The 26,521-nt window shown below is 74.1% G+C and carries 26 protein-coding genes; 8 read left to right on the forward strand and 18 right to left on the reverse strand.

The genetic code is table 11. From position 1 onward, the window contains the following. Positions 1-29 precede the first annotated feature (29 nt). Positions 30-848 carry a LysR family substrate-binding domain-containing protein gene (locus SLAV_RS31355; protein WP_100661042.1) on the forward strand — a complete coding sequence of 273 codons (819 nt, stop codon included), beginning with the start codon at positions 30-32 and terminating at the stop codon, positions 846-848. A gap of 32 nt (positions 849-880) precedes the next feature. Here the strand turns inward: SLAV_RS31355 and SLAV_RS31360 are convergent, their stop codons facing one another. Continuing rightward, entirely contained in the window at positions 881-1,471 is a 591-nt protein-coding gene (locus SLAV_RS31360) for a hypothetical protein (RefSeq protein ID WP_100661043.1), read from the reverse strand. 298 nt (positions 1,472-1,769) lie between these two features. Between SLAV_RS31360 and SLAV_RS31365 the strand changes: the two genes are divergently transcribed. The 6 genes from SLAV_RS31365 (at position 1,770) to SLAV_RS31390 (ending at position 9,168) form a co-directional block, all read left to right on the forward strand. Next, positions 1,770-3,326, forward strand: a complete 1,557-nt coding sequence (locus SLAV_RS31365) for an ABC transporter substrate-binding protein (protein WP_100661044.1) — start codon at positions 1,770-1,772, stop codon at positions 3,324-3,326. Continuing rightward, positions 3,314-4,333 (forward strand): ABC transporter permease, encoded by a 1,020-nt coding sequence (locus tag SLAV_RS31370; protein WP_244225248.1) that lies wholly within the window; start codon positions 3,314-3,316, stop codon positions 4,331-4,333. The genes SLAV_RS31365 and SLAV_RS31370 overlap by 13 nt, the downstream gene beginning before the upstream one ends. Beyond that, positions 4,330-5,241, forward strand: coding sequence for an ABC transporter permease (locus tag SLAV_RS31375; protein ID WP_391387565.1), 912 nt, complete (start codon positions 4,330-4,332; stop codon positions 5,239-5,241). Before SLAV_RS31370 ends, SLAV_RS31375 begins: the two co-directional genes overlap by 4 nt. Beyond that, complete coding sequence (locus SLAV_RS31380) at positions 5,238-6,725, forward strand: ABC transporter ATP-binding protein (RefSeq protein WP_167456809.1); 1,488 nt, start codon at positions 5,238-5,240, stop codon at positions 6,723-6,725. The genes SLAV_RS31375 and SLAV_RS31380 overlap by 4 nt, the downstream gene beginning before the upstream one ends. 234 nt (positions 6,726-6,959) lie before the next feature. Next, the gene (locus tag SLAV_RS31385) at positions 6,960-7,628 is read left to right on the forward strand and encodes a DedA family protein (protein ID WP_100661046.1); all 669 of its coding nucleotides are present in this window, start codon (positions 6,960-6,962) and stop codon (positions 7,626-7,628) included. 139 nt (positions 7,629-7,767) lie between these two features. Continuing rightward, the gene (locus SLAV_RS31390; RefSeq protein WP_100661047.1) at positions 7,768-9,168 is read left to right on the forward strand and encodes an NADP-dependent succinic semialdehyde dehydrogenase; all 1,401 of its coding nucleotides are present in this window, start codon (positions 7,768-7,770) and stop codon (positions 9,166-9,168) included. Here the strand turns inward: SLAV_RS31390 and SLAV_RS31395 are convergent. Together SLAV_RS31395 and SLAV_RS31400 are read right to left on the reverse strand one after the other, a co-directional pair. Beyond that, positions 9,134-9,793: a TetR/AcrR family transcriptional regulator gene (locus SLAV_RS31395; RefSeq protein ID WP_100661048.1), complete on the reverse strand. Its 660-nt coding sequence runs from the start codon at positions 9,791-9,793 to the stop codon at positions 9,134-9,136. The two genes, SLAV_RS31390 and SLAV_RS31395, sit on opposite strands and share 35 nt — an antisense overlap. A gap of 141 nt (positions 9,794-9,934) precedes the next feature. Continuing rightward, positions 9,935-11,926, reverse strand: coding sequence for a galactose-binding domain-containing protein (locus tag SLAV_RS31400; RefSeq protein WP_244225294.1), 1,992 nt, complete (start codon positions 11,924-11,926; stop codon positions 9,935-9,937). Between the two features lie 351 nt (positions 11,927-12,277). Here SLAV_RS31400 and SLAV_RS31405 point away from each other — a divergent pair, with 351 nt between their 5' ends. Next, complete coding sequence (locus tag SLAV_RS31405) at positions 12,278-12,541, forward strand: hypothetical protein (RefSeq protein ID WP_100661050.1); 264 nt, start codon at positions 12,278-12,280, stop codon at positions 12,539-12,541. Between the two features lie 13 nt (positions 12,542-12,554). Here SLAV_RS31405 and SLAV_RS31410 read toward each other — a convergent pair whose 3' ends face one another. The 15 genes from SLAV_RS31410 to SLAV_RS31475 form a co-directional block, all read right to left on the reverse strand. Then, positions 12,555-13,010 (reverse strand): GNAT family N-acetyltransferase, encoded by a 456-nt coding sequence (locus SLAV_RS31410; protein ID WP_100661051.1) that lies wholly within the window; start codon positions 13,008-13,010, stop codon positions 12,555-12,557. A gap of 194 nt (positions 13,011-13,204) precedes the next feature. Then, on the reverse strand, positions 13,205-14,194 hold the full coding sequence (gene hypE / locus SLAV_RS31415) for a hydrogenase expression/formation protein HypE (RefSeq protein ID WP_100661329.1): 990 nt from the start codon (positions 14,192-14,194) through the stop codon (positions 13,205-13,207). A gap of 79 nt (positions 14,195-14,273) precedes the next feature. After that, complete coding sequence (hypD, locus tag SLAV_RS31420) at positions 14,274-15,494, reverse strand: hydrogenase formation protein HypD (protein WP_100661052.1); 1,221 nt, start codon at positions 15,492-15,494, stop codon at positions 14,274-14,276. Beyond that, a complete protein-coding gene (locus SLAV_RS31425; protein ID WP_100661053.1) occupies positions 15,491-15,859 on the reverse strand; it encodes a HypC/HybG/HupF family hydrogenase formation chaperone in 369 nt (122 codons plus the stop codon). Before SLAV_RS31425 ends, hypD begins: the two co-directional genes overlap by 4 nt. Continuing rightward, positions 15,828-18,191 carry a carbamoyltransferase HypF gene (gene hypF, locus SLAV_RS31430; RefSeq protein WP_100661054.1) on the reverse strand — a complete coding sequence of 788 codons (2,364 nt, stop codon included), beginning with the start codon at positions 18,189-18,191 and terminating at the stop codon, positions 15,828-15,830. Before hypF ends, SLAV_RS31425 begins: the two co-directional genes overlap by 32 nt. Beyond that, positions 18,191-19,042, reverse strand: a complete 852-nt coding sequence (gene hypB / locus SLAV_RS31435) for a hydrogenase nickel incorporation protein HypB (protein ID WP_100661055.1) — start codon at positions 19,040-19,042, stop codon at positions 18,191-18,193. Before hypB ends, hypF begins: the two co-directional genes overlap by 1 nt. A 3-nt stretch (positions 19,043-19,045) precedes the next feature. Beyond that, entirely contained in the window at positions 19,046-19,441 is a 396-nt protein-coding gene (locus SLAV_RS31440; protein ID WP_100661056.1) for a hydrogenase maturation nickel metallochaperone HypA/HybF, read from the reverse strand. A gap of 113 nt (positions 19,442-19,554) precedes the next feature. Further along, positions 19,555-19,659 carry a DUF6893 family small protein gene (locus SLAV_RS43700; protein ID WP_373916542.1) on the reverse strand — a complete coding sequence of 35 codons (105 nt, stop codon included), beginning with the start codon at positions 19,657-19,659 and terminating at the stop codon, positions 19,555-19,557. Beyond that, on the reverse strand, positions 19,656-20,255 hold the full coding sequence (locus SLAV_RS31445) for a hydrogenase maturation protease (protein ID WP_100661057.1): 600 nt from the start codon (positions 20,253-20,255) through the stop codon (positions 19,656-19,658). Before SLAV_RS31445 ends, SLAV_RS43700 begins: the two co-directional genes overlap by 4 nt. Continuing rightward, positions 20,252-21,670 carry a hypothetical protein gene (locus tag SLAV_RS31450; RefSeq protein WP_100661058.1) on the reverse strand — a complete coding sequence of 473 codons (1,419 nt, stop codon included), beginning with the start codon at positions 21,668-21,670 and terminating at the stop codon, positions 20,252-20,254. Before SLAV_RS31450 ends, SLAV_RS31445 begins: the two co-directional genes overlap by 4 nt. After that, the gene (locus SLAV_RS31455; RefSeq protein WP_100661059.1) at positions 21,667-22,383 is read right to left on the reverse strand and encodes a DUF6084 family protein; all 717 of its coding nucleotides are present in this window, start codon (positions 22,381-22,383) and stop codon (positions 21,667-21,669) included. The genes SLAV_RS31450 and SLAV_RS31455 overlap by 4 nt, the downstream gene beginning before the upstream one ends. Beyond that, the gene (locus SLAV_RS31460; RefSeq protein WP_244225249.1) at positions 22,380-23,030 is read right to left on the reverse strand and encodes a DUF5947 family protein; all 651 of its coding nucleotides are present in this window, start codon (positions 23,028-23,030) and stop codon (positions 22,380-22,382) included. The genes SLAV_RS31455 and SLAV_RS31460 overlap by 4 nt, the downstream gene beginning before the upstream one ends. Further along, entirely contained in the window at positions 23,027-23,548 is a 522-nt protein-coding gene (locus SLAV_RS31465; protein WP_100661060.1) for a NifU-related iron-sulfur-binding protein, read from the reverse strand. Before SLAV_RS31465 ends, SLAV_RS31460 begins: the two co-directional genes overlap by 4 nt. Further along, a complete protein-coding gene (locus SLAV_RS31470) occupies positions 23,545-25,329 on the reverse strand; it encodes a nickel-dependent hydrogenase large subunit (protein WP_100661061.1) in 1,785 nt (594 codons plus the stop codon). Before SLAV_RS31470 ends, SLAV_RS31465 begins: the two co-directional genes overlap by 4 nt. A 67-nt stretch (positions 25,330-25,396) precedes the next feature. Next, complete coding sequence (locus tag SLAV_RS31475; RefSeq protein ID WP_100661062.1) at positions 25,397-26,455, reverse strand: NADH-quinone oxidoreductase subunit B family protein; 1,059 nt, start codon at positions 26,453-26,455, stop codon at positions 25,397-25,399. Positions 26,456-26,521 lie beyond the last annotated feature (66 nt).

Below are 26,521 nucleotides of genomic sequence, written 5' to 3' on the forward strand. Positions count from 1 at the left end.
CCTCCGACCACGACCGGTAACCTGGCGGAGTGACAGGCTCGGATGTACCCCCTTCGTTCCGGCTCGCCTATGTCCCGGGAGTGACGCCCACGAAGTGGGTGCGGATCTGGAACGAGCGGCTGCCCGACGTCCCGCTGACCCTCGTGGGCGTGTCCGCCGCCGAGGCGTTCGACACGCTGCGCGGCAGCGGCGCCGACGCGGGCTTCGTCCGGCTGCCCGTGGACCGGGCGGACCTCAGCGCGATCCCCCTCTACACGGAGACGACCGTGGTGGTGATCCCTAAGGACCACCTGGTGGCCGCCGTGGAAGAGGTGTCGACCGCCGACCTGGCCGACGAGATCGTGCTGCACCCCCTCGACGACGTCCTCGGCTGGGAGACCCTCCCGGGCCGTCCCGCCTTCGAACGCCCGGCCACGACGGCGGACGCGATCGAGCTGGTGGCCGCGGGCATCGGCGTCCTCGTCGTCCCGCAGTCCCTCGCCCGGCTGCACCACCGCAAGGACCTCACCTACCGGACGGTCACCGACGCCCCCGAGTCGCGCATCGCGCTGTCCTGGCCCGAGGAGCGGACCACCGATCTGGTGGAGGAGTTCATCGGCATCGTCCGGGGACGCACCGTGAACAGCACCCGCGGCCGTCCGCCGACGCCGCCCCAGCCCAAGCAGCGCAAGGCCGGTGCGGCCAAGTCGGGCGCGGGCAAGTCCTCGGGCGCGGGCAAGCAGGGCACGGGCCGGACCGGCGGGAAGCCGGGCGGCGCGGCGGGCAAGCCGACCGGGAAGACGTCCGGCAAGAACCCCCGTGGCGGATCCGCCGCCCCCAAGCGCGGCAAGCCGCGCCGCCGTCCCTGACGCCGGGCCGTCCCTGACGCCGGGCCGTCCCCTCAGCGCTGCGCCGTCTCCTCCGGGGGCACGGCGTCGCTGACGTGCACCAGCCGGTAGGCGTGGCCGCGCCGGGGCCGGCGGTCGTTCCCGCGCAGGCCCCGGGCCTGCTGGACGGCCGCGTCGAGGAGCGCCGAGACCTGCGGGTTGGCCCGCCGCAGCCGCAGCAGCTGGTCGGAGCGCAGGCCGACGATCGCCGCGGCGGTCCCGGCGTGCACCCCCTTGGCCACGGACTGGAGCAGCAGGCGCAGGCCGAAACCGCCGACCTTGCCGGGCGGCGCGACCCGGTGCGCCTCGGCCAGGGCGGAGGCCGAGGCGAGCGCCGCGTCGAAGGCCGGGTCCTGGGCGCGCCAGCCGGCCAGCATCGGCTCAGGGATCCCGGCCGCGGCCGCGCACCCGGCGGGCCCCAGGCCCAGGGCCGCCGCGTGGACGGCGCGGGCCCGGCGGACGCTGTTCTCGGCGCCCAGGTCAGGGTGCGGGTCGAGCGCCGTGGTGAGCGCGCGGTCGACGTCCTCGGCCGCGCCCAGGCCCGCCAGCACCGTCGCCGCCCATTGCCCGCGGTCGCCCGCCGGGTCCTGTTCCCGCTCGTCCACTGACTGCGCGCCTCCCGCCGTGTCCGTCCGGCCCGGTCCCCTGCTCCCATTGTGCGGCCGGGAGGGGGCCGGGGGGATGCCGGTCTCAGCAGGTGGCCGGTGCGGGGTGGGCCGACGCGCGATGGTGATCCGCAGCAGGCACAGGGCCTGTGAGGTAGGGCAGACCCTGTTCGCCGGTCGACTGGGGTCGGTATTCGGACATGCGTCCCATCACGTTCGGTAACTTGCGGGGGTGGTTGTTATTAGGGTAGGCAAACCTAAGCACCCACCTCATTGCTTCAGCGGAACGAGGGCGTACGTGGACATCAACAGGCGTCAAGTGCTGTGGGCCGGCGGGGCGATGGGTGCGGCGGCCCTGCTCGCCGCCTGCTCCTCGGGGGACGGCGGCACCACCGACGGGAAGGCCGGCGGGGACGGCGCGCCCAAGAACGGCGGCACGCTCCGTATCGGCGCGCTCGGCCGCGCCGGAGCCATCACCCGCGACCCCCACGGCACCCAGGCCAACGAGAGCGACTACCTCGTCATCGCCCTCGTCTTCGACACCCTCGCCATGCCGGGCGCCAAGACCAACACGGTGCCCCGCCTGGCCGCCTCCTGGGAGCCCTCCGCCGACCTGAGGACCTGGCGCTTCAAGCTCGCCGAGGGCGCCGCCTTCCACGACGGCACCCCGGTCACCGCCGAGGACGTCGTCTGGTCGCTGCGCCGGCTGCGCGCCACCCCCTCCGGCGCGGCCCGCCTGCCCGGGGTCAAGGCGCCCGAGAGCATCACGGCCGACGGCGCGGGCACGGTCGTCATCGTCTCCGACTACGCCAACGCCGACTTCCCGCTCCTGACGCGCCTGGCCACCTTCGTGATGAAGAAGGACACCCCGGACAACGCCCTCGACAAGGCCCCCGGCACCGGCCCGTTCATGCTCGACTGGTACCGGGGCGGCAACGCCCGCCTGGTCCGCAACGACAAGTGGTACGGCGGGACCGTGCGCCTCGACGCCATCGAGGTCACCATGTTCGAGACCCCACAGGCCATGGCCAACGCCCTGCTGGCCGGCCAGATCGACGTGGCCTCCAACGCCGGCGCCGTCGCCGCCCGCACGGCCGCGACCCGCAAGGACATCCAGGTCCTGCGCCGCCCCGACGACATGGCGATGCCGATCGTCATGCGCACCGCCGCCGGCAGCCCCTTCGCCGACCCGCGCGTGCGCGAGGCGATGCGCCTGGTCGTCGACCGCGACGCCATGGTCAAGCAGGTCCTCTCCGGCTACGGCACGGTCGCCAACGACATCATGGGCACCGGCGACCCCGCCTACGCCAAGGATGTCCCGCAGCGCGAGCGGGACCTGGAGAAGGCCCGGAAGCTCCTCGCCGAGGCCAATTTCGACCTGTCGAGGACCTACTCCCTCGTCACGACCGAGGACGTCTCCGGACTCGCCGAGTCCGCGACCCTCTTCGCCAACCAGGCCCGTGAGGCCGGGATCAAGGTCGAGGTCGTCAAGCAGGAGTCCGGAGCCTTCTGGGACAAGACCTGGAAGACCGGCGACCTCTACACGACCTACTGGGGCACCAACGACTCCGTGGTCTTCTTCGCCTCCAAGACCATGGTCTCCGAGGCCGGGCAGAACGAGGCCGGCTGGAACGACCCCGCCTTCGACGCCGCCTACCGCAAGGCCACCGCCACCGCCGACGAGAAGGAGCGGGCCGCCGCCCTCAAGGAGCTCCAGCAGATCGAGCACGAGCGCTCCGGCTACCTCCTGTGGGGCATGGCCGACGGCATCGACCTCGCCGTCGCCAAGGTCAGGGGCCTGCCCACGCTGCCCGGTTACGGCCGCGTCCAACTGGAGCACGCGTGGCTGGCCTGAGCCGCACGGCCCGGGAGCCCGCGCCGGCCGCCCCCGCCGCGACGGGGGCGGCCGCCGCGGCGCGCCGCGTCCGCCCCCTGCGGCGCCTCGCGGCCGCCGTGGCCCGCCGGGCCCTCATGCTGGTCCTCCTGCTGGCCCTGGTGTTCGCCGCGGTCGAGCTGCTGCCCGGGGACGCGGCGAGCGCGAGCTCCGAGCGCGGGGACAGCGCCGCCGACGTCGAGGCCCGCCGGCACCTGCTCGGCCTCGACCGCCCGGTCTGGGAGCGCTTCGCCGACTGGATGACCGCCCTGCCCACCGGGGACCTCGGCACCGGCGCGCGCGGCCAGAAGGTCACCGACCTCCTCGCCGATCCGCTCCCCAACACCCTGCTGCTCGGCGGCACCGCCTTCCTCCTCACCGTCCTCGCCTCGCTCGCCCTGGGCTGCTGGGCCGCCTGCCGCCCCGGCCGGCTCGCCGACCGGATCGTCTCGCACACCGCCACGGCGGCCTTCGCCGTACCCGAGTTCGTCGTCTCCGTCGGGCTGCTCCTGGTCCTCGCCCTGTGGAGCGGCCTGCTGCCCGCCGTCACCCTCACCGGCCCCGACGGCGCGCCCGACTCCTGGACCATGCTGGTGATGCCGGTCCTGGCCCTGGTGATCCCGCAGACCGGCTGGAACACCCGGATCGTCCGCGGAGCCCTCGCCGACCAGGCCCGCACCCCGCACGTGGAGGCGGCCCACCTCGACGGGCTGCCCGCGCGCCGGATCGTCCTGCGCCACGCGCTGCCCGGCGCCGTCCCCGCGATCGCCACCGGCATCGCCACCTCCACCGGCATGCTGCTCGGCGGCGCCGTCGTGGTCGAGACCCTCTTCAACTACCCCGGCATCGGCAGTGTCCTCGCCTCGGCGGTCAGCGGCCGCGACACCCCGCTCATCGCGGGCGTCGTCGCCTGCGCGGGCGCCGCCATCAGCCTCGTCCTGCTGGCCGCCGACCTGCTGCGGGACGGCATCCTGGGAGACCACCCGTGAGCGCGGCCGACGTGCCTGCCGGCACCCCCGCCGACGCCCCCGCCGAGGTGTCGGCCGGTCCGGCCGGGCGCCCGGCCGCCGGGTCCCGAGTCCGGACCCTGCGCCGGATCGCGCCGGGCCTGCTCCTGGTGCTGCTGGCCCTCACCGGCCCCTGGCTCGCCGCGCACCCCCTCGACACCCCGGTCACGGCCCCCTACGCCGCCGCCGGGGACGGAGCCGTCCTGGGCGGCGACCAGCTCGGGCGCGACGTACTGAGCCGTCTGCTCCACGGGGGCGGCGCCCTGATCGGCGGCGCCCTCCTGATCGCCGTCGCCGTGACCCTGCTCGCCACCGTGCTGGGCTGCTTCGCGGTGCTGCACCCCACGCTCGGCCGCGCCGTGGAACGCGCCGCCGACGTCCTCATCCTGCTCCCGCCGGTCCTCGGCATCATGCTCGTCGCCCTGGCCTGGCCGGGCGGCGGCCGGTGGGCCGTCATGGCGGCCGCCGTGGTCCTCGGCACCCCGTACGCCGTGCGCATCGTCGCCTCCGCCGCGGCGCCCCTGGCCCGCGCCGGCTACGTGGAGGCCGCCACCGCCCGGGGCGAGCGGCTCTCCTCCATCGCCCTTCGCGAGCTGCTGCCCAACCTGCGCTCCACCGTGCTCGCCCTGTTCGGCCTGCGGTTCGTGGAGGCCGTGTACGTGATCTCGATGGCCGGGTTCCTCCAGATCGGCCCGCAGCCGCCCGCCGCGGACTGGGCCCTGATGGTCCGTGAGAACGCGCCCGGCATCCTGCTCAACCCCTGGGCCGTCCTCGCCCCCAGCCTGGCCATCGCCGTCCTGGCCATCAGCTTCAACCTCGCCTCCGCCTCCCTCTCCTCCCGTCCTTCCCACTCCATCCGTCCCTCCCGCAAGGCGGTCACCACCCCGTGAGCGACCTCGACCAGAGCCCTGACGCGTCCGACGCCCCCGTCGCCGAGGTACGCGGCCTGGAGATCCGCGTCCCCGGCGGCCCGGTCCTGCTGCGGCCGGTCTCCCTGACCGTCCCCGCGGGCCGGATCACCGCCCTGACCGGCCCCTCCGGATCCGGGAAGACCACCCTGCTGCGCGCGCTGACCGGCCACCTCCCCGAGGGCGCCGCCGTCACCGCGGGAACCCTGGAGGTCCTGGGCACCGAGCCAGGCTCCCTGGGCGCCGAGGAGCTCCGCCTGCTGCGCCGCAACCGGGTCGCCTACGTCGGCCAGGACCCCGGCTCCGCCCTCAACCCCCGCATGCGGATCCGCAGGATCGTCGCGGAGACCGCCACCGACCCGGGCGCGGCCGCCGTCCTCGCCCTGCTGCGCGAATGCCTGCTCCCGGTCGACGACGGCCTGCCCGATCGCCGGCCCACCGCCGTCTCCGGCGGCCAGCAACGGCGCGTGGCCCTGGCCAGGGCGCTGGCCCGCGAGCCGGAGCTGCTGCTGCTGGACGAGCCCACCGCCGGGCTGGACCCCGCCCTGCGCGACGAGATCGGCGTGCTGCTGCGGCACCTGGCCGCCGCCCGCGGGCTGACCGTCGTGATGGCCTGCCACGACCCCGAACTGGTCGAGGCCTGCGCCGACCGGGTGGTCCGGCTCCCGGGTCCGCCCGTACCGGTGCCGGAGTCCCCCTCGGTGCCCCGGCCGCCCGGCCCGCCCGCCGCACCGGGGCCCGCCGGGTCCGGGAGCGGGCTCCGCGCCCGAGGGGTCGGCGTGGCCTTCGCGCACCGGGCCGGGCGCCACCGGGCCCTGGACTCGGTGGACTTCGACGCGGAACCCGGCACGGCCACCGCCGTCGTCGGCCCCTCCGGCTCCGGCAAGACCACCCTGCTGCGGGTACTGGCCGGGCTCCACCCCGCCGACTCCGGCACGCTCACCCTGGACGGCGTCCCGCTCGCCGCCACGGCCCGCCGGCGCACCCGGGAGCACCGCCGCAGGGTGCAGCTGGTCCCGCAGAACCCGCTGGACGCGCTGAACCCGGCCCGTACGGTGGGCTCCGCCCTGGCGCGGCCCCTGCGGCTGCACGGGGGCCTGCGGGGTCCGCGTAGCGCGGCCGAGGTCGCCCGGCTGCTCGAACAGGTGGAGCTGCCCGCCGGGTTCGCGGGCCGCTACCCGGCCGAGCTGTCCGGCGGGCAGCGCCAGCGCGTCTCCCTCGCCCGCGCCCTGGCCACCGCCCCGGACGTGCTGCTGTGCGACGAGATCACCTCGGCCCTGGACCCGGACACCTCCGTCGCGGTCATGGAGCTGCTGCGCCGCCTGCGCACCGAACGGCGGATGACCGTGGTGCTGGTCAGCCACGAGCCGCACCTGGTCGCCGCCTACACGCGGACCGCGCACCTGCTGGAGGCGGGCAGGCTCTCCGCGTCCGGTCCCACGGAGAAGGTTCTGACCGGGCTGTGACGGGGTGTCCGGAGTCACCGGTCTGGGTGTGGACCCCGGCCGCATCCGGACGGCCGCGGTGCTGCTGTCCATCGTGCTGTCCGCCGGGGCGGTCGCCGTCCCCGACCGCGATCGTCTACAGTGCGGTAGACCGTCTACGTGATGGTAGTCGCCGGGTGCTCCCCACCCGGGCCGCCCCCTGCCCGGCCGCGCCCCGCCGCGCGGCGACGGACAGCCAGTGAGAGGCCGACCGCCATGGCCCTGCCAGCCCTCGCCGCAGCCCCGCTCGCGGTGAACCTCCTCGACGCCCAGTCCCTGCTGTCGACCTTCGGCGTCCTCGGCATCGCGGTGGTGATGTTCGCCGAAACCGGTCTGCTGATCGGGTTCTTCCTGCCCGGCGACTCGCTGCTGTTCACCGCCGGACTGCTCTGCGCGGGCGCCTCCGGGCAGGGCCCGTCGCTGTCCCTGCCCGCGGTCCTGGCCGCCGCCGCGGCCGGCGCGCTCGCCGGCGCCCAGTGCGGCTACCTGATCGGCCGCCGCGCCGGAGCCTCCCTGCTGGACCGCAGCCGCTCCCGGCGCCTGCACGAGGGCGCCGAGCGCGCCGGGGAACTGCTGGAGCGCTACGGGCACGCCAAGGCCATCGTGCTGGCCCGCTTCGTCCCCGTGGTGCGCACCGTCCTCAACCCGCTGGCCGGAGCCCTGGAGGTGCCGGTCCGGGTCTTCACCCTCTGGCAGGTCGCGGGCGGCCTGGTCTGGACGGTGGGCCTGGTGCTCGCCGGGTACGGCCTCGGCTCCTCCATCCCGAACGTCGACCGCTACCTGCTGCCGATCATCGCCGTGATCGTGGCCGTCTCGCTGCTGCCCCTGGCGGTCGAACTGCTCCGCTCCCGGCGGGCCGCCGCCCAGCGGGACGGATCCCTGTGACGGTGGGCGCCCTGGCGGCCCTGCCCGCTGCGGCCCCTGCTGAGTCCCGCGGCCCGAGCCGGCCGGCCGGTCCACGCGTTGCGCGGCGGCGGCCGGCGGGGGAGGGTCGGTGGGGGTTCCCTCGCAGGAAGGCCGGACCATGCCCATCGCCACCGTCAACCCCACCACCGGCACCACGCTGCTGACCTTCGACGAGCTCGACGCCGACGGCATCGAGCTCGCCCTGGCGGAGGCCGCGCGGACCGCCGCCTCCTACCGCCTCACCACCTTCGCCGAACGCTCCGCGCTGCTCCTCCGCGCCGCCGACCTCCTGGAGGCCGAGGCGGAGGACATCGCCAGCACCATGACCGTCGAGATGGGCAAGCCCCTCGCCGCGGCCCGCGCCGAGGCCCTGAAGTGCGTGAAGGCGATGCGCTGGTACGCCGACCGCGCCGAGTCCCTCCTCGCCGACGAGCGGCCCGCCGACGCCGACGTGGCCGACGCGGGAGCCGCGGCCGTCCGGGTGAGCTACCGGCCGATCGGCGTCGTCCTCGCCGTGATGCCCTGGAACTTCCCGCTCTGGCAGGTCGTGCGGTTCGCCGCGCCCGCCCTGATGGCAGGCAACGTCGGTCTGCTGAAACACTCCTCGAACGTCCCCCAGACGGCCCTGTACCTCGGGGACCTCTTCGAACGGGCCGGTTTCCCGCGCGGCTGCTTCCAGACCCTGCTGATCGGCTCGGCCGCGGTCGAGGCGGTCCTGCGCGACCCGCGGGTGGCCGCCGCCACGCTGACCGGCAGCGAACCGGCCGGCCGCGCGGTCGCCTCCGTCGCCGGGGACGAGGTGAAGAAGACCGTCCTGGAACTCGGCGGCAGCGACCCCTACATCGTGATGCCCTCGGCCGACGTGGCCCGCGCGGCCCGCACCGCCGTGACCGCCCGGGTGCAGAACAACGGCCAGTCCTGCATCGCCGCCAAGCGGTTCATCGTCCACACCGACGTCTACGACGAGTTCGCCCGGCTCTTCACCGAGGGCATGGCCGCCCTGACCGTCGGCGACCCGATGCTCGCGTCCACCGACGTCGGCCCGCTGGCCACCGAGGCCGGGCGCGCGGACGTGGAGGAGCTCGTGGAGGACGCCGTCCGGCACGGGGCCGCGGTGCTGTGCGGTGGCCGGCGCCCGCCCGCCCTGCCGGACGGCTGGTTCTACGAGCCCACGGTCCTGGCCGACGTCACCCCGGGCATGCGGATCGACCTGGAGGAGACCTTCGGCCCCGTGGCCACCCTGTACCGGGTGGGCAGCCTCGACGAGGCGGTCGAACGGGCCAACCACACGCCCTTCGGCCTGAGTTCCAACGTCTGGACCCGCGACGAGGCCGAGCTCGAACGCTTCGCCCGCGACCTGGAGGCCGGCGGTGTCTTCGTCAACGGCATGACCGCCTCCCACCCCGCGCTGCCCTTCGGCGGGGTCAAGCGCTCCGGGTACGGGCGGGAGCTGTCCGGGCACGGCATCCGGGAGTTCTGCAACATCACCACCGTGTGGCGGGCAGCGGATCCGCACTGAGCGGGCCGTCGGCGCCGCCCGGCCGCGCGTCCGCCGGTTCCATCAGGCCGACGACGTGGTCGGTGACCAGGTCGAGGAGGTCGGCCGTGGCCCTGGCGTCCCCGAGGACGAGGGCGTTCAGGGTCATGCCGTCGGTCATGGCGGCCAGGTAGCGGGCCAGCACGGCGACCGGCACGCGCGGTTCGAGCCGCATGTCGCGGCCCAGCTGCCCGAGGAGCTCCGCGTACGTCTCGCAGTACAGCTCGTACTGGCGGCGCGCCAGGTGCTCGAACCCGGGCCGGCGCAGGGCGTACTGGGTGAGCTCGTAGGTCAGCATGTGCTCGCCGGGCCGCTCGCAGACGTGGTCCCAGTACGCCTGGAAGCCGGCCCGGACCGTCTCGCGCAGGGTGGGCCTCGGGCGGATCGCCTCCCGCACCACGGTGATGTAGTGGGCGGTGATCGCCTCGATGACGGATTCGAGGAGGGCCTGCTTGGACGCGAAGCAGTAGTGGAAGACGCTCAGGGACACCCCCGCCTCGGCGGCGATGGAGCGGGTCGTGGTCCGGGCGACGCCGTCGCGGGTCATCGCGCGGATCGCCGCTTCGGTCAGCTGGCGCCGCCGCTCGGCCGAGGGCATCCGGGCCATGGGGATCCTTTCGGTGCAGGTGCAGGTGCAGGTGCAGGTGCAGGTGCAGGTGCAGGTGCGGTAGTGGTTCCGGGTTGCGGGTGGGGGAACGCGGCGGGGCCGGACGGCCGGGAGGTCCCGGCCGTCCGGCCCCGCCGGGCGTCAGCCGCCGTAGACGCCCACCTCGTGGAGGGAGTAGCCCCACTGGGTGCCGCGCTGCACGCCGTGGACGCGCACGTAGCGGGCCGGGGTGGCGGCGAACCGGGCGGTGTCCACCCCGCCGTCGCCGGTCGTCGTGGACCAGGCCGTCTGCCAGTTGCTGCCGTCGGACGAGACCTCGATGCGGTACGACTTCGCGTACGCGGCCTCCCAGTCGAGGGTGACGCGCCGGATCGTGTGCGCCGACCCGAGGTCGAACTGCACCCACTGGTCGTCGTTCCACTCACTGGCCCAGCGGGTGCCGGTGTCCCCGTCGACGGCCTTGCCCGGCGAGTAGTCGACGAAGGGGTTCCACCACTCGGTGGTGCTGGCCGAGGCCGGGGTCCGGGAGGCGAGGTTGACCTCGGCCCGGTGGCTCTCGGTGGCCCCCCAGGTGTGCAGGTAGGACTCGGCGCCCCGCATCAGGTCGTCGACCACGCCCTGGCCGCCGACCTGCTTGATGTCCTCGATCCAGTCGGGGACCATGCCGTAGTGCGCGGCCCCGTCGGTGTTGAGGTCCCAGGTCCGCGAGCCGGTGGTCTGCCGGTCGACCACCGAACCGCCGTCGGCGGTGCGGAAGGGGTAGCGGACCGGGTTGGGGGTGTTCGCGCCGCGGGGACCCGGCCAGCCGCCGACCCCGTTCATGTCGGTGCCGTACCCGTAGCCCACGTCGTACTTGTCGCGCAGGGCCTTGGTCCGGGCCGCCTCGGCGGTGAAGCCCTCGGAGCCGTTCATGTACTGGGCGGCGAACCCGCCGAGCTTGTACAGCCGCTCGGTCCAGCCCAGGTCCATCCAGCTGTGCGAGGAGATCACACCGGGGTAGGACTCGGACTCCATGATGTCGAAGGCCTGACCCGCGGCCTTGACGCCCATGTGGTCGATCTCCAGCATCATGTTGCGCTTCATCATGCCGCGCACCGCGTAGGCGCCGAGGTCGGTCAGCCCGCGCGCGTTGCACTGCGCGCCCGCGGCGTAGGAGGGCACCGTGACGCCCGCCGGGAGTTCCTTCTGGGCCTGCGGAGCCGGTGCGAGGCCGATGGGGTTGTCGTGCTGGGGGCCGGTGCACTGCTCGGTCTTCCAGAAGGTGCCGGTGGACAGGAACTGGCCCACGTTGATCGCCGTGCCGAGCGCGCCCTCGTCGAAGCGGACGCCGCACAGGGCGTTGTCGAACTTGTGGCACAGGAACATGCTGCGCACGCCGAGCCCGTAGAGCTCGTCCAGGCCGCGGTCGATGTCCGCCTTGCTGCACTGGGCGACGTCCAGGATCTGCTTGCAGCCGAAGGGCTCGGAGGTCTCCACGCCGAGGACGACGGCCAGCTTGCCCTGCTTGATCACCTCACGGGCCTGCGCGGAGTCGGTGACGATCCGGAACCAGCCCTTTCCGGGACCGCCGTACATCTTGTCGATGTAGGCCTGCATGTCGTACGTCTTCTGCGCCTCCAGGCGGATGGCGGTCATCTCGTCGCAGCCGCGGTCCTTGAAGAAGTAGACCGAGCAGATCACGCCGTTGGTGACGAGGTCGTTGACGAGGACGCGCTCGCCGCCGCGCCAGGCACGTTCGATCCAGGCGTAGTAGTTCTGCTGGTGGGTGAGCGAGTCGTGGGCGGGCCAGTCCTTGAAGGTGGGCCAGCCGACGGGGTCGTGCTTGCCGTCACCGCCCTTGGTGATCATGTCGAACACCGCGAGGGAGCCGTCGGGGTAGTGCTCGGGACAGTCCTTGAGCGCGTCGGCGACCCCGAGGTCGGAGAAGGCCTTGCCGCAGATCAGGCGGCCGCCGAAGCCCTCGTTGGACATGATGTGGTCGTGGGCGTCGACGAAGCCGCGGACCCGTCCCTTGTCGTCGGTGCCCTTGAAGGGCTCGCCGGTGACGTTGATGTCGGAGTCGGGCTGAGGGCGTGCGGTCGGGGTCCACCAGCCGGCGTCGGCGGAGGAACTGGGCACGGGCCCCAGCACCATGGCCAGTACGGCGGCGAGGAGCAGCGACAGGAGTGCGAGGGGCCGGTGCCTGCGGCGGGGCCGCGGCGGGCGTGGGGAGCGAGGGTGAGGGGTCAAGGTCATCACTCGTGTCTTCGGTCGGCGGTGGGGCGCGGTCGAATCCGGGCATGAATTGTCATGCCCCGCACAAACGGTGCGTCGAGAATCGCGAGTGGCGCGGTAGGAGTCAAGGGTCCGGGACGGATGACCTGATGGGCCGTCGGATTTCCCGCCCCGGCGCGACCGGCTCTCAAGCGGGTGCGGCCGCCCCCGGGGGAACCCGGGCCCTCCCCGGCGGGTGCCGGGCCGCCCGTCCCCGCCTATCGTCGAGGTATGAGCGAGACGGTCGTGGTGTACGAGTACCCCGCCGCACACTCCCCCTCCGAGGGCGAGCGGCCGCCGCTGCGGGTGCACGCGGCGCCCGCGGCCCCGGGCCGGACCTCCGTACGGGGGCCGAGGACCCTGTGCGGCAGGGACACCTTCGCGATGGAGACGGCCCCCTGGCGGCCCGCCGAACACCCGGACGCCCCCTGGTACCCGCCGCGGTACGCCGACCGGGTCTGCCCCACCTGCGACGAGGCGGCCGGGGAGGGCTGACCGCGGGGGCGGGTCAGCGACCGGGGGCCATGTCGTAGGTGACCCACATGGTGCGCGTCGCCACCTGGTCGTACTTCGCGCGCGCCCGGTGGTTGTCGTCGGCGGTGATCCAGCGCACCACGCTCCACCCGCGCTCCCCGGCCAGCTCGCGCAGCGCCCCCAGCAGCAGGTCGGCGGCGCCCGAACCCCGGTGTTCCGGGGCCACGAACAGGTCGTCCAGGAAGCAGCCCACCGTCGCGGACAGCGGCCGGGCGAAGGGACGGTAGTGGGCCAGCCCGAGGAGGCGGCCCGACGCGTCCTCGGCGACCAGCGCGCCGACCTCGTGCCCGGGGTCGTTCACCCACGCCCACACCGTCGTGGCCGCCTCCTCGGTCTGCTCCACGCGGTAGAAGTCGGCGTAGCCGCGGTAGAGGGCGCGCCACTGGTCGAAGTCCCCGGGACGGGCGGCGCGGACGGTGATGTCGGACATGGCGGTGCGGCTCCTGTGATCGGGGGCGGGTGAGCGGGCGGAGGGATCCTCCTCCGAGGCCACCGATCATGCTGGAGCCGGGCGCCGCGCGGCCCTGCCGCCGTGTCGAAACGCCGGCCGCGAGCCCGCCGCCGTGGACAGGTCGGCGGGCCTCGCGGAGGTGCACCGGCGGTGCACCCGGGGTGCCGGGTCCCTCAGCAGATCCGCGGCAGCTGCTCCCCGACCGGCAGGTCGACCACCCGGGTGCCGCCGAGTCCGGTCCGCGCCACGACCATGCCCGGGTGATCGGCGACGACCTCGCCGATCACCGCCGCATGCCGGCCCAGGGGGTGGGCGCGCAGGGCGTCGAGGACGGCGTCGGCGTGCTCGCGGGGCACGAAGGCGACGAGCTTGCCCTCGTTGGCCACGTAGAGCGGGTCGAGTCCGAGGATCGCGCAGGCGTTCGCGACGGCCTCCGGGACCGGGACGCGGCCCTCGTGCAGGACGACCCCGGTGCCGGAGGCGGCGGCGATCTCGTTGAGGGAGGCCGCCAGCCCGCCCCGGGTGGGGTCGCGCAGGACGTGCAGGTCCGGGGTGACCGCGAGCATGCTCTGCACGAGCCCGCCCAGGGCCGCGCAGTCGCTCTCGATGTCGACGCCGAACTCCAGTCCCTCGCGGACGCTCATGATCGCCACGCCGTGGAGGCCGATCTCGCCGCTGACGATCACCACGTCGCCGGGGACCACCCGCTGCGGGCGCAGGTCCACCCCCTGCGGGATCAGCCCGATCCCGGCCGTGTTGACGTAGATCCCGTCCCCGTGGCCCGCCTCGACGACCTTGGTGTCCCCGGTCGCGATCTCCACGCCCGCGGTCCGGGCGGCGGCCCCCATGGCCTCGGCCACGCGCGCCACCACGGACATCTCGACGCCCTCCTCCAGGATGAACCCGCAGGACAGGTAGGCCGCGCGGGCTCCGCTCATGGCCAGGTCGTTGACCGTGCCGTTGACCGCCAGGTCCCCGATGCTCCCGCCGGGGAAGAACAGCGGCCGCACGACGTAGGAGTCGGTGGAGAAGGCCAGGCGTACGCCACCCAGCGAGACGGCCGCCGAGTCCCCGAGCTGGGCCAGTGCCTCACCGCCGAAGGCGGGGGCGAACAGGTGCTGGACCAGTTCGGCGGAGAGCGCGCCGCCCCCGCCGTGGCCCATCACCACCCGGGGGTGGTCGCGCAGGGGGGCGGGACAGGTCCAGCCGGTGACGTCGAGGACGGCCTCGGACGGTGCGGTCTCAGGCAACGGGGCTCGCCTCCAGCGAGGTCGTCGAAGCGGCGGCCGGCACGGCCTGCGGCGCGGGGTCGGGCACCGGGTCCGGAGCCGGGTCCGGCTCGGCGCCGGAGGCCGCCCGCGGTACGGCGGCGGGCAGGTCGAGGCGGCGGTAGAGGTAGTACGCCGCGCAGGCGCCCTCACTGGACACCATGGTGGCGCCCAGCGGGTTGCGCGGGGTGCACGGACCGCCGAAGGCCTCGCACTCGTGCGGCTTCAGCAGCCCCTGGAGCACCTCCCCGCTGCGGCACTCGGCCGGCTCCCGGGTGGTGATGCCGGTGACCGAGAAGCGGTGTTCGGCGTCGAACTCCCGGTAGCGCGGCGACAGCCGCCAGCCGCTGCGCGGGATGACCCCGATGCCCCGCCAGGCCCGGTCGGTGACCTCGAAGACGTCCTCCAGCATGGCGAGCGCGGCCGGGTTGCCCTCCGGGCGCACGGCCCGCGCGTAGGCGTTGTCGACGGTGTGCTCGCCGCGCTCCAGCTGCAGCACGGTCCTGCGCACGCCTTCGAGGATGTCCAGCGGCTCGAAGCCGGTGACCACGATCGGCACCCGGTGACGGGCCGCCAGCTCCGGGTACTCGCCCGTCCCCATCACGCTGCACACGTGCCCGGCGGCCAGGAAGCCCTGCACCCGGCAGCTCGGCGACCGCATGATCGCCTCGATCGCGGGGGGCACCCGCACGTGGGAGACCAGCAGGCTGAAGTTGCGGATGCCGAGCCTGCGCGCCTGGTACACGGTCATGGCGTTGGGCGGGGCGGTGGTCTCGAAGCCGATGCCGAAGAAGACCACCTCCCGCCCCGGGTTCTCCCGCGCGATCCGCAGGGCGTCCAGCGGCGAGTAGACGACCCGTACGTCACCGCCCTCGCCGCGCACCCGGAACAGGTCGCGGCCGGTGCCGGGGACGCGGAGCATGTCCCCGAAGGAACAGAAGATCACCTCGGGGCGGGAGGCGATCTCCAGCGCCTTGTCGATGACCTCCAGCGGAGTGACGCACACCGGACAGCCGGGCCCGTGGATCAACTCGACCTGATCGGGCAGGAGCTGGTCGATGCCGTGCCGGATGATGGTGTGGGTCTGGCCGCCGCAGACCTCCATCAGCGCCCAGGGCCGGGTCACCGTGGAGCGGATCTCGTCGAGGAGCCGGCGGGCCAGTGCCGGGTCCTGGAACTCGTCGAGGTACTTCACCGCGGTGCTTCCTCCTGCCGGACCTCGGTCCCGTGGGTTGTGGCGGCCCGAGCGGCGGGTGCCGCCGGGTCGTCGGCGAAGGGCCAGTCGCCGTCGCCGGCCTGGGCCGCCTGCTCCCAGGGGTCGCCGAACTCCTCCTGGAGCATGCCGAGCTGAGCGAACAGTTCCAGGGTCTGGAGGGCCGATTCCTCGTCCAGCCGCTGGAGGGCGAAGCCCACGTGGACGATGGCGTACTCGCCGACCCGCAGGTCGGGCAGGTACTCCAGGCACACCTCCTTGTGGACGCCTCCGAAGTCGACGGTCGCCATGCGCGTGCCGTCCCTCTCCCCGATCTCAAGCACTTTGCCGGGTACCGCCAGGCACATGGGCTCCTCCTCGATGTGGGTGTTCCGAGACGTGTCCGGCCGCCGCGACCATGAGCTGGCCGAGCGCCAGCCCGCCGTCGCCCGGCGGCACCGTGCGGTGCCGCAGGACGGTGAACCCCCGTTCGCGCAGCAGGCGGGCGCAGGCGGAGGAGAGCAGGGTGTTGGCGAAGACCCCGCCGGTGAGGGCGACCGTGTCCAGGCCGTGCCGCTCGCGGGCGAGTCCGCAGAGCGTGCCGACGAGGTCCGCGACGCCGGCGTGGAAGCGGGCGGCGATGACCGGCCGGCCGGTCCCCGCCCGTACGTCGGCCACCACGCCCGCCAGTACGGGCGCCGGATCGGCGACGACCGGGCCGGCCGCGGGCACCCGTACGGCGAAGGTGTAGCCGGGACCGGCGGCGGGCGCCCCGAACGCGGCGCCCTCCAGCTCGATGGCGGCCTGCGCCTCGTACCCGGCGTGCTGGCAGACGCCCGCCAGGGAGGAGACGGCGTCGAAGAGCCGGCCCATGCTGGAGGTGGGGACGCAGTTCAGCCCGCGCTCCAACTGGGTTTCCAGCACCCGCAGTTCGGTGGGCGGGCAGGCTGCGGTGCAGGGCAGGTCCGGTGCCCGGTCCAGCCCGGCGGCCCGCAGGTGGGACAGGGCCATCCGGTAGGGCCGGTGCACGGCCGCGTCGCCGCCGGGCAGCGGTACGTAGGCCAGGTGCGCGAAGCGCGTGTAGCCGGCGTAGTCGGCGAGGAGGACCTCCCCGCCCCAGACGGCGCCGTCGTCCCCGTACCCGGTGCCGTCGAAGGCGACGCCGATCACCCGCCGGGAGCCGTCGAGGCCGTGTTCGGCGAGCGCGGAGGCGACGTGCGCGTGGTGGTGCTGTACGCCGGCCCGCGGGCGGTCTCCCGCCCGCTCGCGGGCCCAGCGGCCGGAACGGTAGCCGGGGTGCAGGTCGGCGGCGAGGAGCACCGGGGTGACGCCGGTGAGGGACTCCAGCTGCCGCTCCGCCCGCTCGAAGGCGTACCGGGTGGCCAGGTCGTCCATGTCGCCGGTGTGGGCCGACAGCCAGGCCCGGCGTCCCTCGCCGAGGCAGAAGGCGTTCTTGAGGTCGCCGCCCACGGCGAGGGTGGCGGGGACCGGCAGCGGCAGGGTCAGGGGCAGCGGCGCGTATCCGCGCGAGCGGCGCAGGACCAGGGGCTCGCCGTCGCAGACCCGGACGACGGAGTCGTCGCAGGGCACGTGGATCGGCCGGTCGTGCGTCAGCCAGGCGTCGGCGAGTCCGGAGAGCCGCTCCAGTGCCTCGGCGTCGTCGGTGACGATGGGCTCGCCCGAGAGGTTCCCGCTGGTCATCACCAGCAGGCGCGGGCCCTGCGGATCCCCGTCCAGGCCGAGCAGCAGGTGGTGCAGGGGGGTGTACGGCAGCATCACGCCCAGGTCGGGGCTGCCGGGGGCGACCCCCGGCAGCGGGGGGCCGTCGGGGCGGCGGCGCAGCAGCACGATGGGCCGCACCCCGCCGGTGAGCAGCTCCCGCTCCTCGGGGCCGAGGCGGGCGAGGGCCTCGACGTCGGTGAGGTCCCGGGCCATCAGCGCGAAGGGCTTGTCCCCGCGGTCCTTGCGGCGGCGCAGTTCGGCGACGGCCCCGGGCAGGGTGGCGTCGCAGGCCAGGTGGTACCCGCCGAGCCCCTTGACGGCCAGGACCGCCCCCGAGGCCAGCAGCGCCCGGGCCTCCGCGACGGGATCGGCGCAGGCCTCCCCGCCGGGCGGGCGGCCGGTCAGCAGCCGCAGCCGCGGCCCGCAGGCCGGGCAGGCCACGGGCTGCGCGTGGAAGCGGCGGTCGGCCGGGTCGGCGTACTCGCGGGCGCAGTCGGCGCACATCGGGAAGCGGGCCATCGTGGTGTGGGCCCGGTCGTAGGGCAGCCCGGTGACGATGGTGAAGCGCGGCCCGCAGTGCGTGCAGGTGATGAAGGGGTGGCGGTGGCGGCGGTCGGCCGGGTCCGCGAGCTCGGCGAGGCAGTCCGCGCAGGTGGCGACGTCGGGGGAGACCAGCGTCCGGGCCGGGCCGCCGGACCGGGAGGCGACGATGGTGAAGCCGGCGCCGCCCCGGAGGGGGACCGGCCGGTGGTCGACGGTGTCCACCACGGCCAGCGGCGGGGCGTCCGCCGCGAGGCGTGCGCAGAACTCCGAGACGGCGGCGGCGGAGCCCTCCACCTCGGCGACCACGCCCTCCGGGGTGTTGGTGACGTGCCCGGCGAGGCCGAGGCCGGTGGCGCGGGTGTAGACGTAGGGCCGGAAGCCGACGCCCTGCACCACGCCCCGTACGGTGACCCGCCGGCGTTCCGGGGACTCCATCAGCGGGTCTGGGCCACGGCGGGGTCGGGCCGGCCGTGGCCGGGCCCGTGATCCTGGCCGTGGTGATCGTGATCGTCGTGGTCGTGGTCGTGGTCGTGGTCGTGGGTGTGGCCCGGCCCGTGCTCGTGTCCGTGGCCGTGGCCGTGGTGGTCGCCCTCGTGCCGCTGGTGGGCCATCACGGGGGCGTGCGCACGCGTCCCCGACCCGACCGCCAGGGCCCGGTCCAGCAGGAGGCCCACCCCCTGGTCCGCGCGGACCGAGGTGAGCAGCACCTCCACCCCCGGGTTGACCCGCTGGACGTTCGCGCGGAAGGCCGCCTCGTCGAACTCGACGGCCTCGGCGATGTCGGTCTTGGTGACCACCACCAGCTGGGCCAGCCCGAAGGCCGTCGGGTACTTCAGCGGCTTGTCCTCGCCCTCGGTCACCGACGCGAGCACCACCCGCAGCGCCTCCCCGAGGTCGTACGAGGCCGGGCAGACCAGGTTGCCCACGTTCTCGACGAACAGCAGCCGCGTCCCCTCGGGCAGCCACCCGTCCAGGTGGCGCCCCAGCATCGGGGCCTCCAGGTGGCAGAGCCCGTCCGTGAGCACCTGCTTGACGGGTACGCCCGAACGGGCCAGGCGCCGCGCGTCGTTCTCGGTGGCGAGATCGGCCGTCAGGGCCGCCACCGGCACGCCCCGCTCCCGGGCCAGCGACAGCTCCCGCTCCAGCAGCGCCGTCTTCCCGCTGCCGGGGCTGGAGAGGAGGTTGACGACCGTCGTCCCCCGGGAGGCGAGCTCGGCGCGCAGGGCGCGCGCCGCCCCGTCGTTCTTGGCGAGCACCGCCTGCTGCAGGTCGACCACTCGGCACATGGTTCAGGCCTCCTCGGAGATCGGTTCGCGGCAGGAGTCCGCGGCCGGGGCGTCCTCCCAGGTCACGTTGAGGATGCGCAGTTCGCGCCCGGTGAGCAGCTCGACCTCCGTGGCCCGTCCGCAGACGGGGCAGCACAGGTCGGGCGGCATGCCCACCGCCCACGCGCCGGCGCAGTCCGCGCAGCGGGCGCTGGCCGTCACGGACCGCGTGACGAGTTCGGCGCCTTCGAGGACCGTTCCGGCACAGGCCAGTTCGAAACAGAAGGCCAGGGAGTCCGGCACCACCCCGGCCAACTCCCCGACCTGGAGCTCCACACGGCGCACGGCGCTCGCCGCACCCGCCCGCGCCGCCTCTTCCACCTGGCCCACGACGGCCATGGCGATCGACATCTCGTGCATCGGACTCCGTCCTGCCGGGGCTCATTACACCGGCAGGACACGGGCGGCGCGGGCGGGCACGCCGGTGCGCCGCACCCCCCGTACGCCATTCGGGCGCCGGGGCGGGGCGGGGCTCACATGCAGCGCATGCGCAGGTAGCGCTTGAGGTCGGGGAGGACCTGCGCGAGTACGGCGACCAGGGCCACGGCGGCGGCTGTGCCGATGACGGCCTTCTTCATGGGGTTCTCCTCGGTTCGCTGAGGTTCGGGTGGGCGGTGGCGGTGGCGGTGGCGACTGCTACGGCTACGGCGTTCTCGGCGGCCCCCTGCGGTTCCTCCTCCCGGAGCAGGTCCAGGAGCATCCGGACGGCCTCCGGCACCGCGGCGGCCACCGGGCCGCTCAGCCCGATGCCCTCCTCGACGCAGGCGGGTTCGCAGCCGACGACGAGGATCCGCCGGGGCGGGGTGGCGCCGGTGCCCGCGCACAGGGTGCCCAGCAGGGCCAGGACGGTGTCGGGGGACATGTGGTGGCCGTCGAGGACGGCGGCGCCGGGGGAGGCGGGACCCGGGGACAGGGGTCCCGCCTCCCCGGTGGACGCGTCGATCAGGTACAGCGTGCCGGGGGCGCCGCCGCGCGCGGTGGCGTCGACCAGGACGAGGGTGTCGTAGCCGTCCAGGAGCTGGTAGGCCAGGTGGACCCCGCGCACCCCGAAGTCCACCGCCTCCACGTGCCCCGGCAGCGGGTGCGCCGCCAGGGCGCGCACCGCCTCGACGCCGAAGCCGTCGTCGCCGAGGAAGACGTTGCCGATGCCGGCGACCAGGACCGCGCCGCTCACGCGTCCTCCAGCGGGGCGACCTCGTCGGGCTGGAAGTACAGGAACCGGCCCTGCTCCCGGCGGATGTCGGCGCCCGGGTCCCCCTCCACCGTGACGGCGAGGTGCACCCCGCCGTCCACGTCGTGCAGGACGGTCTCGACCAGGGCGGTGCGGTCCCGCAGGAAGAGGTCCTGGGCGTCGGTGCGCCGCAGGCCCGGCCGCAGCAGCACCCGGCTGCCGGGTCCCACGCTGACCCCGTCGACCAGGATCCGCTCGGGCGCCGGATCCGCTCCCGCCGGGTCCCACCAGGGGGCCTCCGGCCGGAACACGGCTTCCCCGTCCGGGACCTCCGTCAGGGTGGACGGCCCGTCGAAGGAGTCCGGGCCGGTGACCTCCCGCAGTCCGCGCACCGCGCCGTGCAGCCGCTCCAGGACCTCGGGCGGCATCGAGTCGGCGAGCTCGATCACGGCGGCCGCGCGGGCGTCCGTCCCGCGCGCCTCGCGCTTCTCCTCCTCGGTCAGGGTCGCGGTGCGCAGCGCGAGGATCTCGTCGATCTCCAGGGCGTCGTACATCGCCCCGGCGCTCTCCGGCGCGATCGCGGGGTGGTCCTCCAGGATGATCGGGGAGGACAGGACCACGTCGGCGCGGCCTTCGCCGCCCGCCAGCACCGGCCAGGTGTGCCGGTTGTCGCATGCGGCGACGGCGTCCCGGGCCCACTCCGGCGGGTCGGTCATCGACAGGAAGGAGCCGGCGTCCAGCCCCATCAGGAGGTGGGCGGCGACGAGCGAACGCGGCAGGGCCGCCTCGCGGGTGGCCCCGTCGCCGTCGGCGGGGGTCCAGGCGCTGGTGTTCTCCACGACCGCGGTCAGCTTCAGCACCCGGTAGGGGCCGTCGAGTTCGGCCGCCGAGACCCGTACCCGGCCCTCGGCCTCCTCGGTGCGCAGCAGCAGGCGGCCGATGGCGCGCCCCGAGCCGTCCAGCACCGGTTCGCTCTCCTCGCGGGCCGGCCGGGTGAAGGGGAGCACCACCCCCTCACCGGCCAGGGCGGCCACGGGGACGGCCAGTGCGACCCGTTCCTCGGTGCCCTCGTCCCAGGGGACCAGGATCCGGTCGGGCAGGTGCAGTTCGCCGACGTCGGCGTACCTGCCGTCCTCGTACAGCCGCTGGACGGTGCGGCGCCGGCCGTGCAGGAAGCGCAGCTCCAGGTGGAGCGTCGCCTCGCCGCGGGGTTCCATCAGGACCTCGGTCCGCTGGTAGGCGTGCTCGCCGTGTTCGGGCGCCCAGGCGGGCGGCACCAGGACCCCGAACTGCCAGCGCAGCCGGTTCTTGGCCGCCGAGGCCCGGTACGGGTAGAGCACGTAGCCCTCGAAGAGGACGGCGTCCGCCACGTGCCGGGCGGTGTCGAAGCGGGAGTCCCGCTCGGTGGTGGTGGTCACGGAGCGGTCCTCTCGGTGACGCGCGGCAGTACGGCCCCCAGCCGCAGCGGCGGGGGCGGGGCGGCGGCCGGGACGGCCCCGGCGGCCGAGTCGAGCAGCGCCCGTACCGTCGCCTCCCAGGAGGCGAGCGCGTGCCGGGAGCGGTAGGCGAGCAGCTCCGCCATCGTGTCGCGGGGCAGCCGCAGCCACCCGCAGCCCGGGAAGTGCTGCTCGACCATCTCCCGCCACACCGCGGCGGGCATCCGGTACGAGGCCTCCCGGTCCCAGGGCACCGGCTCGACCCGGAACCCGCCCTCGCCGGTGAAGGCCGTGCCGGAGAAGAGCATCAGCAGCGGTGCCTCGCCGTCCTCCAGGGCGCCGAAGTAGCGGGAGGCCGCGATGTCCATGTCGTAGGTGCAGGGGACGACCAGATCGGTCTCGGTCTCCCCGGTGAAGCTCGGCACCATCACCGACACCTGGGCGAACTGCACCGGCTGGAGGGTGTTGCCCCAGCGGGAACGCTCCCCGAACAGGTCGGCCAGGCCCTCGGCCTCGGCGTCCGAGTAGCCCCGCCGGGCGGGCTCGATCCGCAGCTGGACCCGCAGGGCCAGCGCGTGCACCCGCACCCCCGCCCCCGCGGCGACGCGCAGCCGGAAGACGAGGGTGGGGCCCGCGGCGTACGGGTCGGCGCGCACCCCCGTGCAGGTGAAGGCGAACTCCGTGGCGGCCGTCATGACACCGGCCCCGGAGCGAGCACCCGGGCACGCCGCCCGACCTCGGCGAAGAACGCGTCCAGCGCGGCCCGGGCCTCGGCGCCGCCGTCGAAGCCCTGCCACAGCAGCCGCATCCGCCCCACCAGCTCATAGCAGACGTCGATCGGCACCAGGTGACAGCTGGTGCGGCCCTCCGAGCGGCGCAACAGCAGCGCCTCCACGTCGGGTTCCAGCAGCTCGGACAGCCGGCCGGAGCCCAGTACGTCCTGCCAGGTCTGCGGGTCGAGCTCGCTCTCGGTGGCCCCCGCCGGGCTCGGGTAGAGGGCGACCAGCCGGTCGAGCGCGGCGTTGCGGAAGAAGAACGCCACGCCGACCGGGATCTGGAGCCGCTCCCACGCCCCGTCGTCGAGCCGGTGCGCGGGATCGGCCAGGTACCGCTGGGGGACGGCGCGGAACCGGCCCGTCACGATGCCCGGCCGGTCGAACAGCAGGGCGCAGCCGGTGCAGGCGCACACCAGGCTCCGCTTCTCGGTCTCCACGAGGTGGCGGTGGCCGTCCCCGGCCACCGCGGTCCCGCACAGCTCGCAGCTCTCGGGACGGGGCGGACGGGGGCCCGTGAACCGGCGCAGGCCGCGCGGGCCGCCCGCCAGGAGGCCGGGCCCCGTCACGGCACCCGCACCGGTGCGGGCGGCCGGACGGAGATCTGCAGCAGGGGCTGCTGCGGGGCCGGGGCGGCCTCCGCCTCCACCGCCGTCACCTCGGGGGCGAAGCAGGCCAGGGCCTCCTCCAGGACCCGGGCGGAGTCCGCCGGGGAACCGCACCCGCAACCGGAGGCGGCCGCGCGGGGGCGTACCCGCAGCACCCCGGTGGCCTCGTCGAAGGCGACCCGCTCCACCGTGTCCCCGGCGGCGCCGAGGGCCCGCCCGATCCGGGTGCCGACGTCCTCGGGGTGCAGGTCGTGCAGCGAGAGCAGGCTCGCGACGAGCTCGTCGTCCAGCACCGGCGAGAGCGTCTCCCCGCCGAGCCGCTCCACGATCCGGGCGAGCCCGGCCCCGTAGAAGTCCATGAGGACGCGCACCAGTTCCTCGGCGGCCGCGCACGCCCGCCGGTCCCCGCCGGAGGCCAGGCCCTCCAGGACCTCCTCCACCCGTGCGCCCGCCTGCCGGGCGTCCAGGGCGGCGCTCATCCGCCCAGTCCGCTCAGGCCGGTGGGCACGTGCATCGTCTTGACCGTCTTGCCGCCGCCCACGTACATGTGCACGCCGCAGGGCAGGCACGGGTCGAAGCTGCGGACCGCGCGCATGATGTCGATGCCCTTGAAGTTCTCCGGGGAGTTCTCCTCGAAGATCGGGGTGTTCTGCACCGCGTCCTCGTACGGGCCGGGGGTGCCGAAGGTGTCCCGGGTGCTGGCGTTCCACGGGGTCGGCGGGTACGGGTGGTAGTTGGCGATCTTGCCGTCGCGGATCACCATGTGGTGCGAGAGCACCCCGCGCACGGCCTCGGTGAAGCCGACGCCCAGGCCCTCGTCCGGGACCTCGAACTTCTCCCAGGTCTGGGTGCGTCCGGCGCGGACCTCCGCCAGGCCCTTCTCGGCGCAGTGCAGCGCGATCGCGGCGGCGTACGCCTGGAAGTACGTGCGGGCGCGGTTGCGCTCCAGCGCGTTGGACCACTTCGGGATCTTCCATTCGAAGCGGGTCTCGGGCTTGGTCATCGTGCGCGGCAGGGTGATGACCACGCTGTGGCCGGTGGCCTGCACGTAGTCGGTCTGCACCAGCCCGGACAGGGCGGTGGACCACAGGCGCGCGATGGGGCCGCCGCCGGTGTCCAGCGCGAGGTGGTCCTTGCCGTCGAACCAGCGCGGAGACATCACCCAGCTGTACTTGTCGTCGAAGTTCCGCTTCTGCGGGGCCGGGATGGTGTGCTGGTTCCACGGGTGGCGCGGGTCGACCGGGTTGCCGAGCGGGTCGTGCGTGACGAACTGCTCCCGGCCCTCCCAGTCGTCGTAGTACGAGCTGCCCAGCAGGATGCGGATGCCGAGGTTGATCTCGGTGAGGTCGTTGGTGACCAGCTTGCCGTCCACGATCACGCCCGGGGTGACGAACATCTTCCGTCCCCAGTCGGTCATGTTGGCGTACGTGAAGTCGCAGTGCTCGGGGTCGTTGAGCGCGCCCCAGCAGCCGAGCAGCACGCGCCGGCGGCCGACCTCCTCGTACCCGGGCAGGGCCTCGTAGAAGAAGTCGAAGAGGTCGTCGTGGAGCGGCACGACCCGCTTCATGAACTCGCAGTACCGCATCAGGCGGCTCATGTAGTCCGTGAAGAGCTGCACGGAGGCGATGGTGCCGACGCCGCCCGGGTAGAGGGTGGAGGGGTGCACGTGGCGCCCCTCCATCAGACAGAACATCTCGCGCGTGTACCGGCTGACCTGGAGGGCCTCGCGGTAGAACTCGCCCTCGATGGGGTTGAGGGAGCGCATGATGTCGGCGATGGTCTTGAAGCCGTGCTCACCGGCGTGCGGGGCGGGGGTGCGCTCGGCCTTCTCCAGGACGCCCGGGTTGGTCTCGCGGACCATCTTCTCGCAGTAGTCGACCCCGACCAGGTTCTCCTGGAAGATGTTGTGGTCGAACATGTACTCCGCCGACTCGCCGAGGTTGATGATCCACTCGGCGAGGTGCGGCGGCTTCACCCCGTAGGCCATGTTCTGCGCGTACACGGAGCACGTGGCGTGGTTGTCACCGCAGATCCCGCAGATCCGGCTGGTGATGAAGTGCGCGTCGCGGGGGTCCTTGCCGCGCATGAAGACGCTGTAGCCGCGGAAGACCGACGAGGTGCTGTAGCACTCCGCGACCCGCTTCTGCTTGAAGTCGATCTTCGTGTGGATGCCGAGGCTGCCCACGATCCGGGTGATCGGATCCCAGGCCATCTCGACCAGGCCGCTGCCGTCTCCGGCCGCCTTCGTCTTCGGTGTCATCGTTTCTGCCGTGACCCTTCTTCGGTGCGGGGGTTGGTGCGCTGGGTGCGGGGGAAGACGGCGGTGCTCACCAGGGCGGGCGGTAGCCCGTGGTCAGCGTCCGGCCGCTCTGGCGCCACTTCGGCTCCTGGTCGACGGTGTGTTCCGTGATCGAGCGGAGCCGGCGGACCACCGCTCCGTACACGCCGCTGGCCTTGCTGGAGACCTTGGCGCCGGGCGGTTCGTCCATGAACGGCATGAACTTGTCGGGGAAGCCGGGCATCGTGCAGGCGATGCAGATGCCGCCGACGTTGGGGCAGCCGCCGATGCCGTTCATCCAGCCGCGCTTGGGCACGTTGCACTTGACGACCGGACCCCAGCAGCCCAGCTTGACCAGGCACTGGGGGGAGTCGTAGGTCTGCGCGAACTGGCCCTGCTCGTAGTAGCCGGCGCGGTCGCAGCCCTCGTGGACGGTGGCGCCGAACAGCCAGGTCGGGCGCAGCTTGTCGTCCAGCGGGATCATCGGGGCCGAGCCCGCCGCCTGGTACAGCAGGTAGGTGAGGGTCTCGGAGAAGTTGTCGGGCTGGATCGGACAGCCCGGCACGCACACGATCGGGATCCCGGCCTTCGAGGTCCAGTTCCAGCCGAGGTAGTCCGGCACGCCCATCGCGCCCGTCGGGTTGCCCTCCATGGCGTGGATGCCGCCGTACGTGGCGCACGTGCCGATGGCCACGACCGCGAGGGCCTTGGGGGCCAGCCGGTCGATCCACTCGCTGGTGGTGATGGGCTGGCCGGTCTCCGGGTCGTCGCCGAACCCGCACCAGTAGCCCTCGGGCTTGATCTTCTCGTTGGGGATCGAGCCCTCGACCACCAGCACGAACGGGTCGATCTCGCCCCGCTCGCCCTTGAAGAACCACTCGATGAACGTGTCCGCGCCCCCGACGGGGCCGCATTCGAAGTCGATCAGGGGCCAGTGCACGGCGATCTTGGGGAGTCCCGGCAGGACCCCCATGACGATCTCCTCGATGCTGGGCTGCATCGCTGCCGTGAGGGACACGGAATCGCCGTCGCAGCTCAGCCCCGCGTTGATCCAGAGGATGTGGATCGGGGGGTCCTCTGCCGGGGCGGCGGTCGGTGCTGCATCCATGCGGATGCCTCCTTGGGGAAGGGGGGCGGAGCGGTGTTCAGGGCGGGGTGCGCGGCGGGCCGGACT

The sequence above is a fragment of the Streptomyces lavendulae subsp. lavendulae genome, from assembly GCF_002803845.1.
GTDB classification, from domain to species: domain Bacteria; phylum Actinomycetota; class Actinomycetes; order Streptomycetales; family Streptomycetaceae; genus Streptomyces; species Streptomyces lavendulae.

Coding starts and splice junctions, on each gene's coding strand:
- SLAV_RS31385 (WP_100661046.1), top strand. CDS start 6,960: ATGGCCCTGCCAGCCCTCGCCGCAGCCCCGCTCGCGGTGAACCTCCTC.
- SLAV_RS31390 (WP_100661047.1), top strand. CDS start 7,768: ATGCCCATCGCCACCGTCAACCCCACCACCGGCACCACGCTGCTGACC.
- SLAV_RS31395 (WP_100661048.1), bottom strand. CDS start 9,793: ATGGCCCGGATGCCCTCGGCCGAGCGGCGGCGCCAGCTGACCGAAGCG.
- SLAV_RS31400 (WP_244225294.1), bottom strand. CDS start 11,926: ATGGTGCTGGGGCCCGTGCCCAGTTCCTCCGCCGACGCCGGCTGGTGG.
- SLAV_RS31405 (WP_100661050.1), top strand. CDS start 12,278: ATGAGCGAGACGGTCGTGGTGTACGAGTACCCCGCCGCACACTCCCCC.
- SLAV_RS31410 (WP_100661051.1), bottom strand. CDS start 13,010: ATGTCCGACATCACCGTCCGCGCCGCCCGTCCCGGGGACTTCGACCAG.
- hypE (WP_100661329.1), bottom strand. CDS start 14,194: ATGGGCCACGGCGGGGGCGGCGCGCTCTCCGCCGAACTGGTCCAGCAC.
- SLAV_RS31425 (WP_100661053.1), bottom strand. CDS start 15,859: ATGTGCCTGGCGGTACCCGGCAAAGTGCTTGAGATCGGGGAGAGGGAC.
- hypF (WP_100661054.1), bottom strand. CDS start 18,191: ATGGAGTCCCCGGAACGCCGGCGGGTCACCGTACGGGGCGTGGTGCAG.
- hypB (WP_100661055.1), bottom strand. CDS start 19,042: ATGTGCCGAGTGGTCGACCTGCAGCAGGCGGTGCTCGCCAAGAACGAC.
- SLAV_RS31440 (WP_100661056.1), bottom strand. CDS start 19,441: ATGCACGAGATGTCGATCGCCATGGCCGTCGTGGGCCAGGTGGAAGAG.
- SLAV_RS43700 (WP_373916542.1), bottom strand. CDS start 19,659: ATGAAGAAGGCCGTCATCGGCACAGCCGCCGCCGTGGCCCTGGTCGCC.
- SLAV_RS31455 (WP_100661059.1), bottom strand. CDS start 22,383: ATGACGGCCGCCACGGAGTTCGCCTTCACCTGCACGGGGGTGCGCGCC.
- SLAV_RS31465 (WP_100661060.1), bottom strand. CDS start 23,548: ATGAGCGCCGCCCTGGACGCCCGGCAGGCGGGCGCACGGGTGGAGGAG.
- SLAV_RS31470 (WP_100661061.1), bottom strand. CDS start 25,329: ATGACACCGAAGACGAAGGCGGCCGGAGACGGCAGCGGCCTGGTCGAG.
- SLAV_RS31475 (WP_100661062.1), bottom strand. CDS start 26,455: ATGGATGCAGCACCGACCGCCGCCCCGGCAGAGGACCCCCCGATCCAC.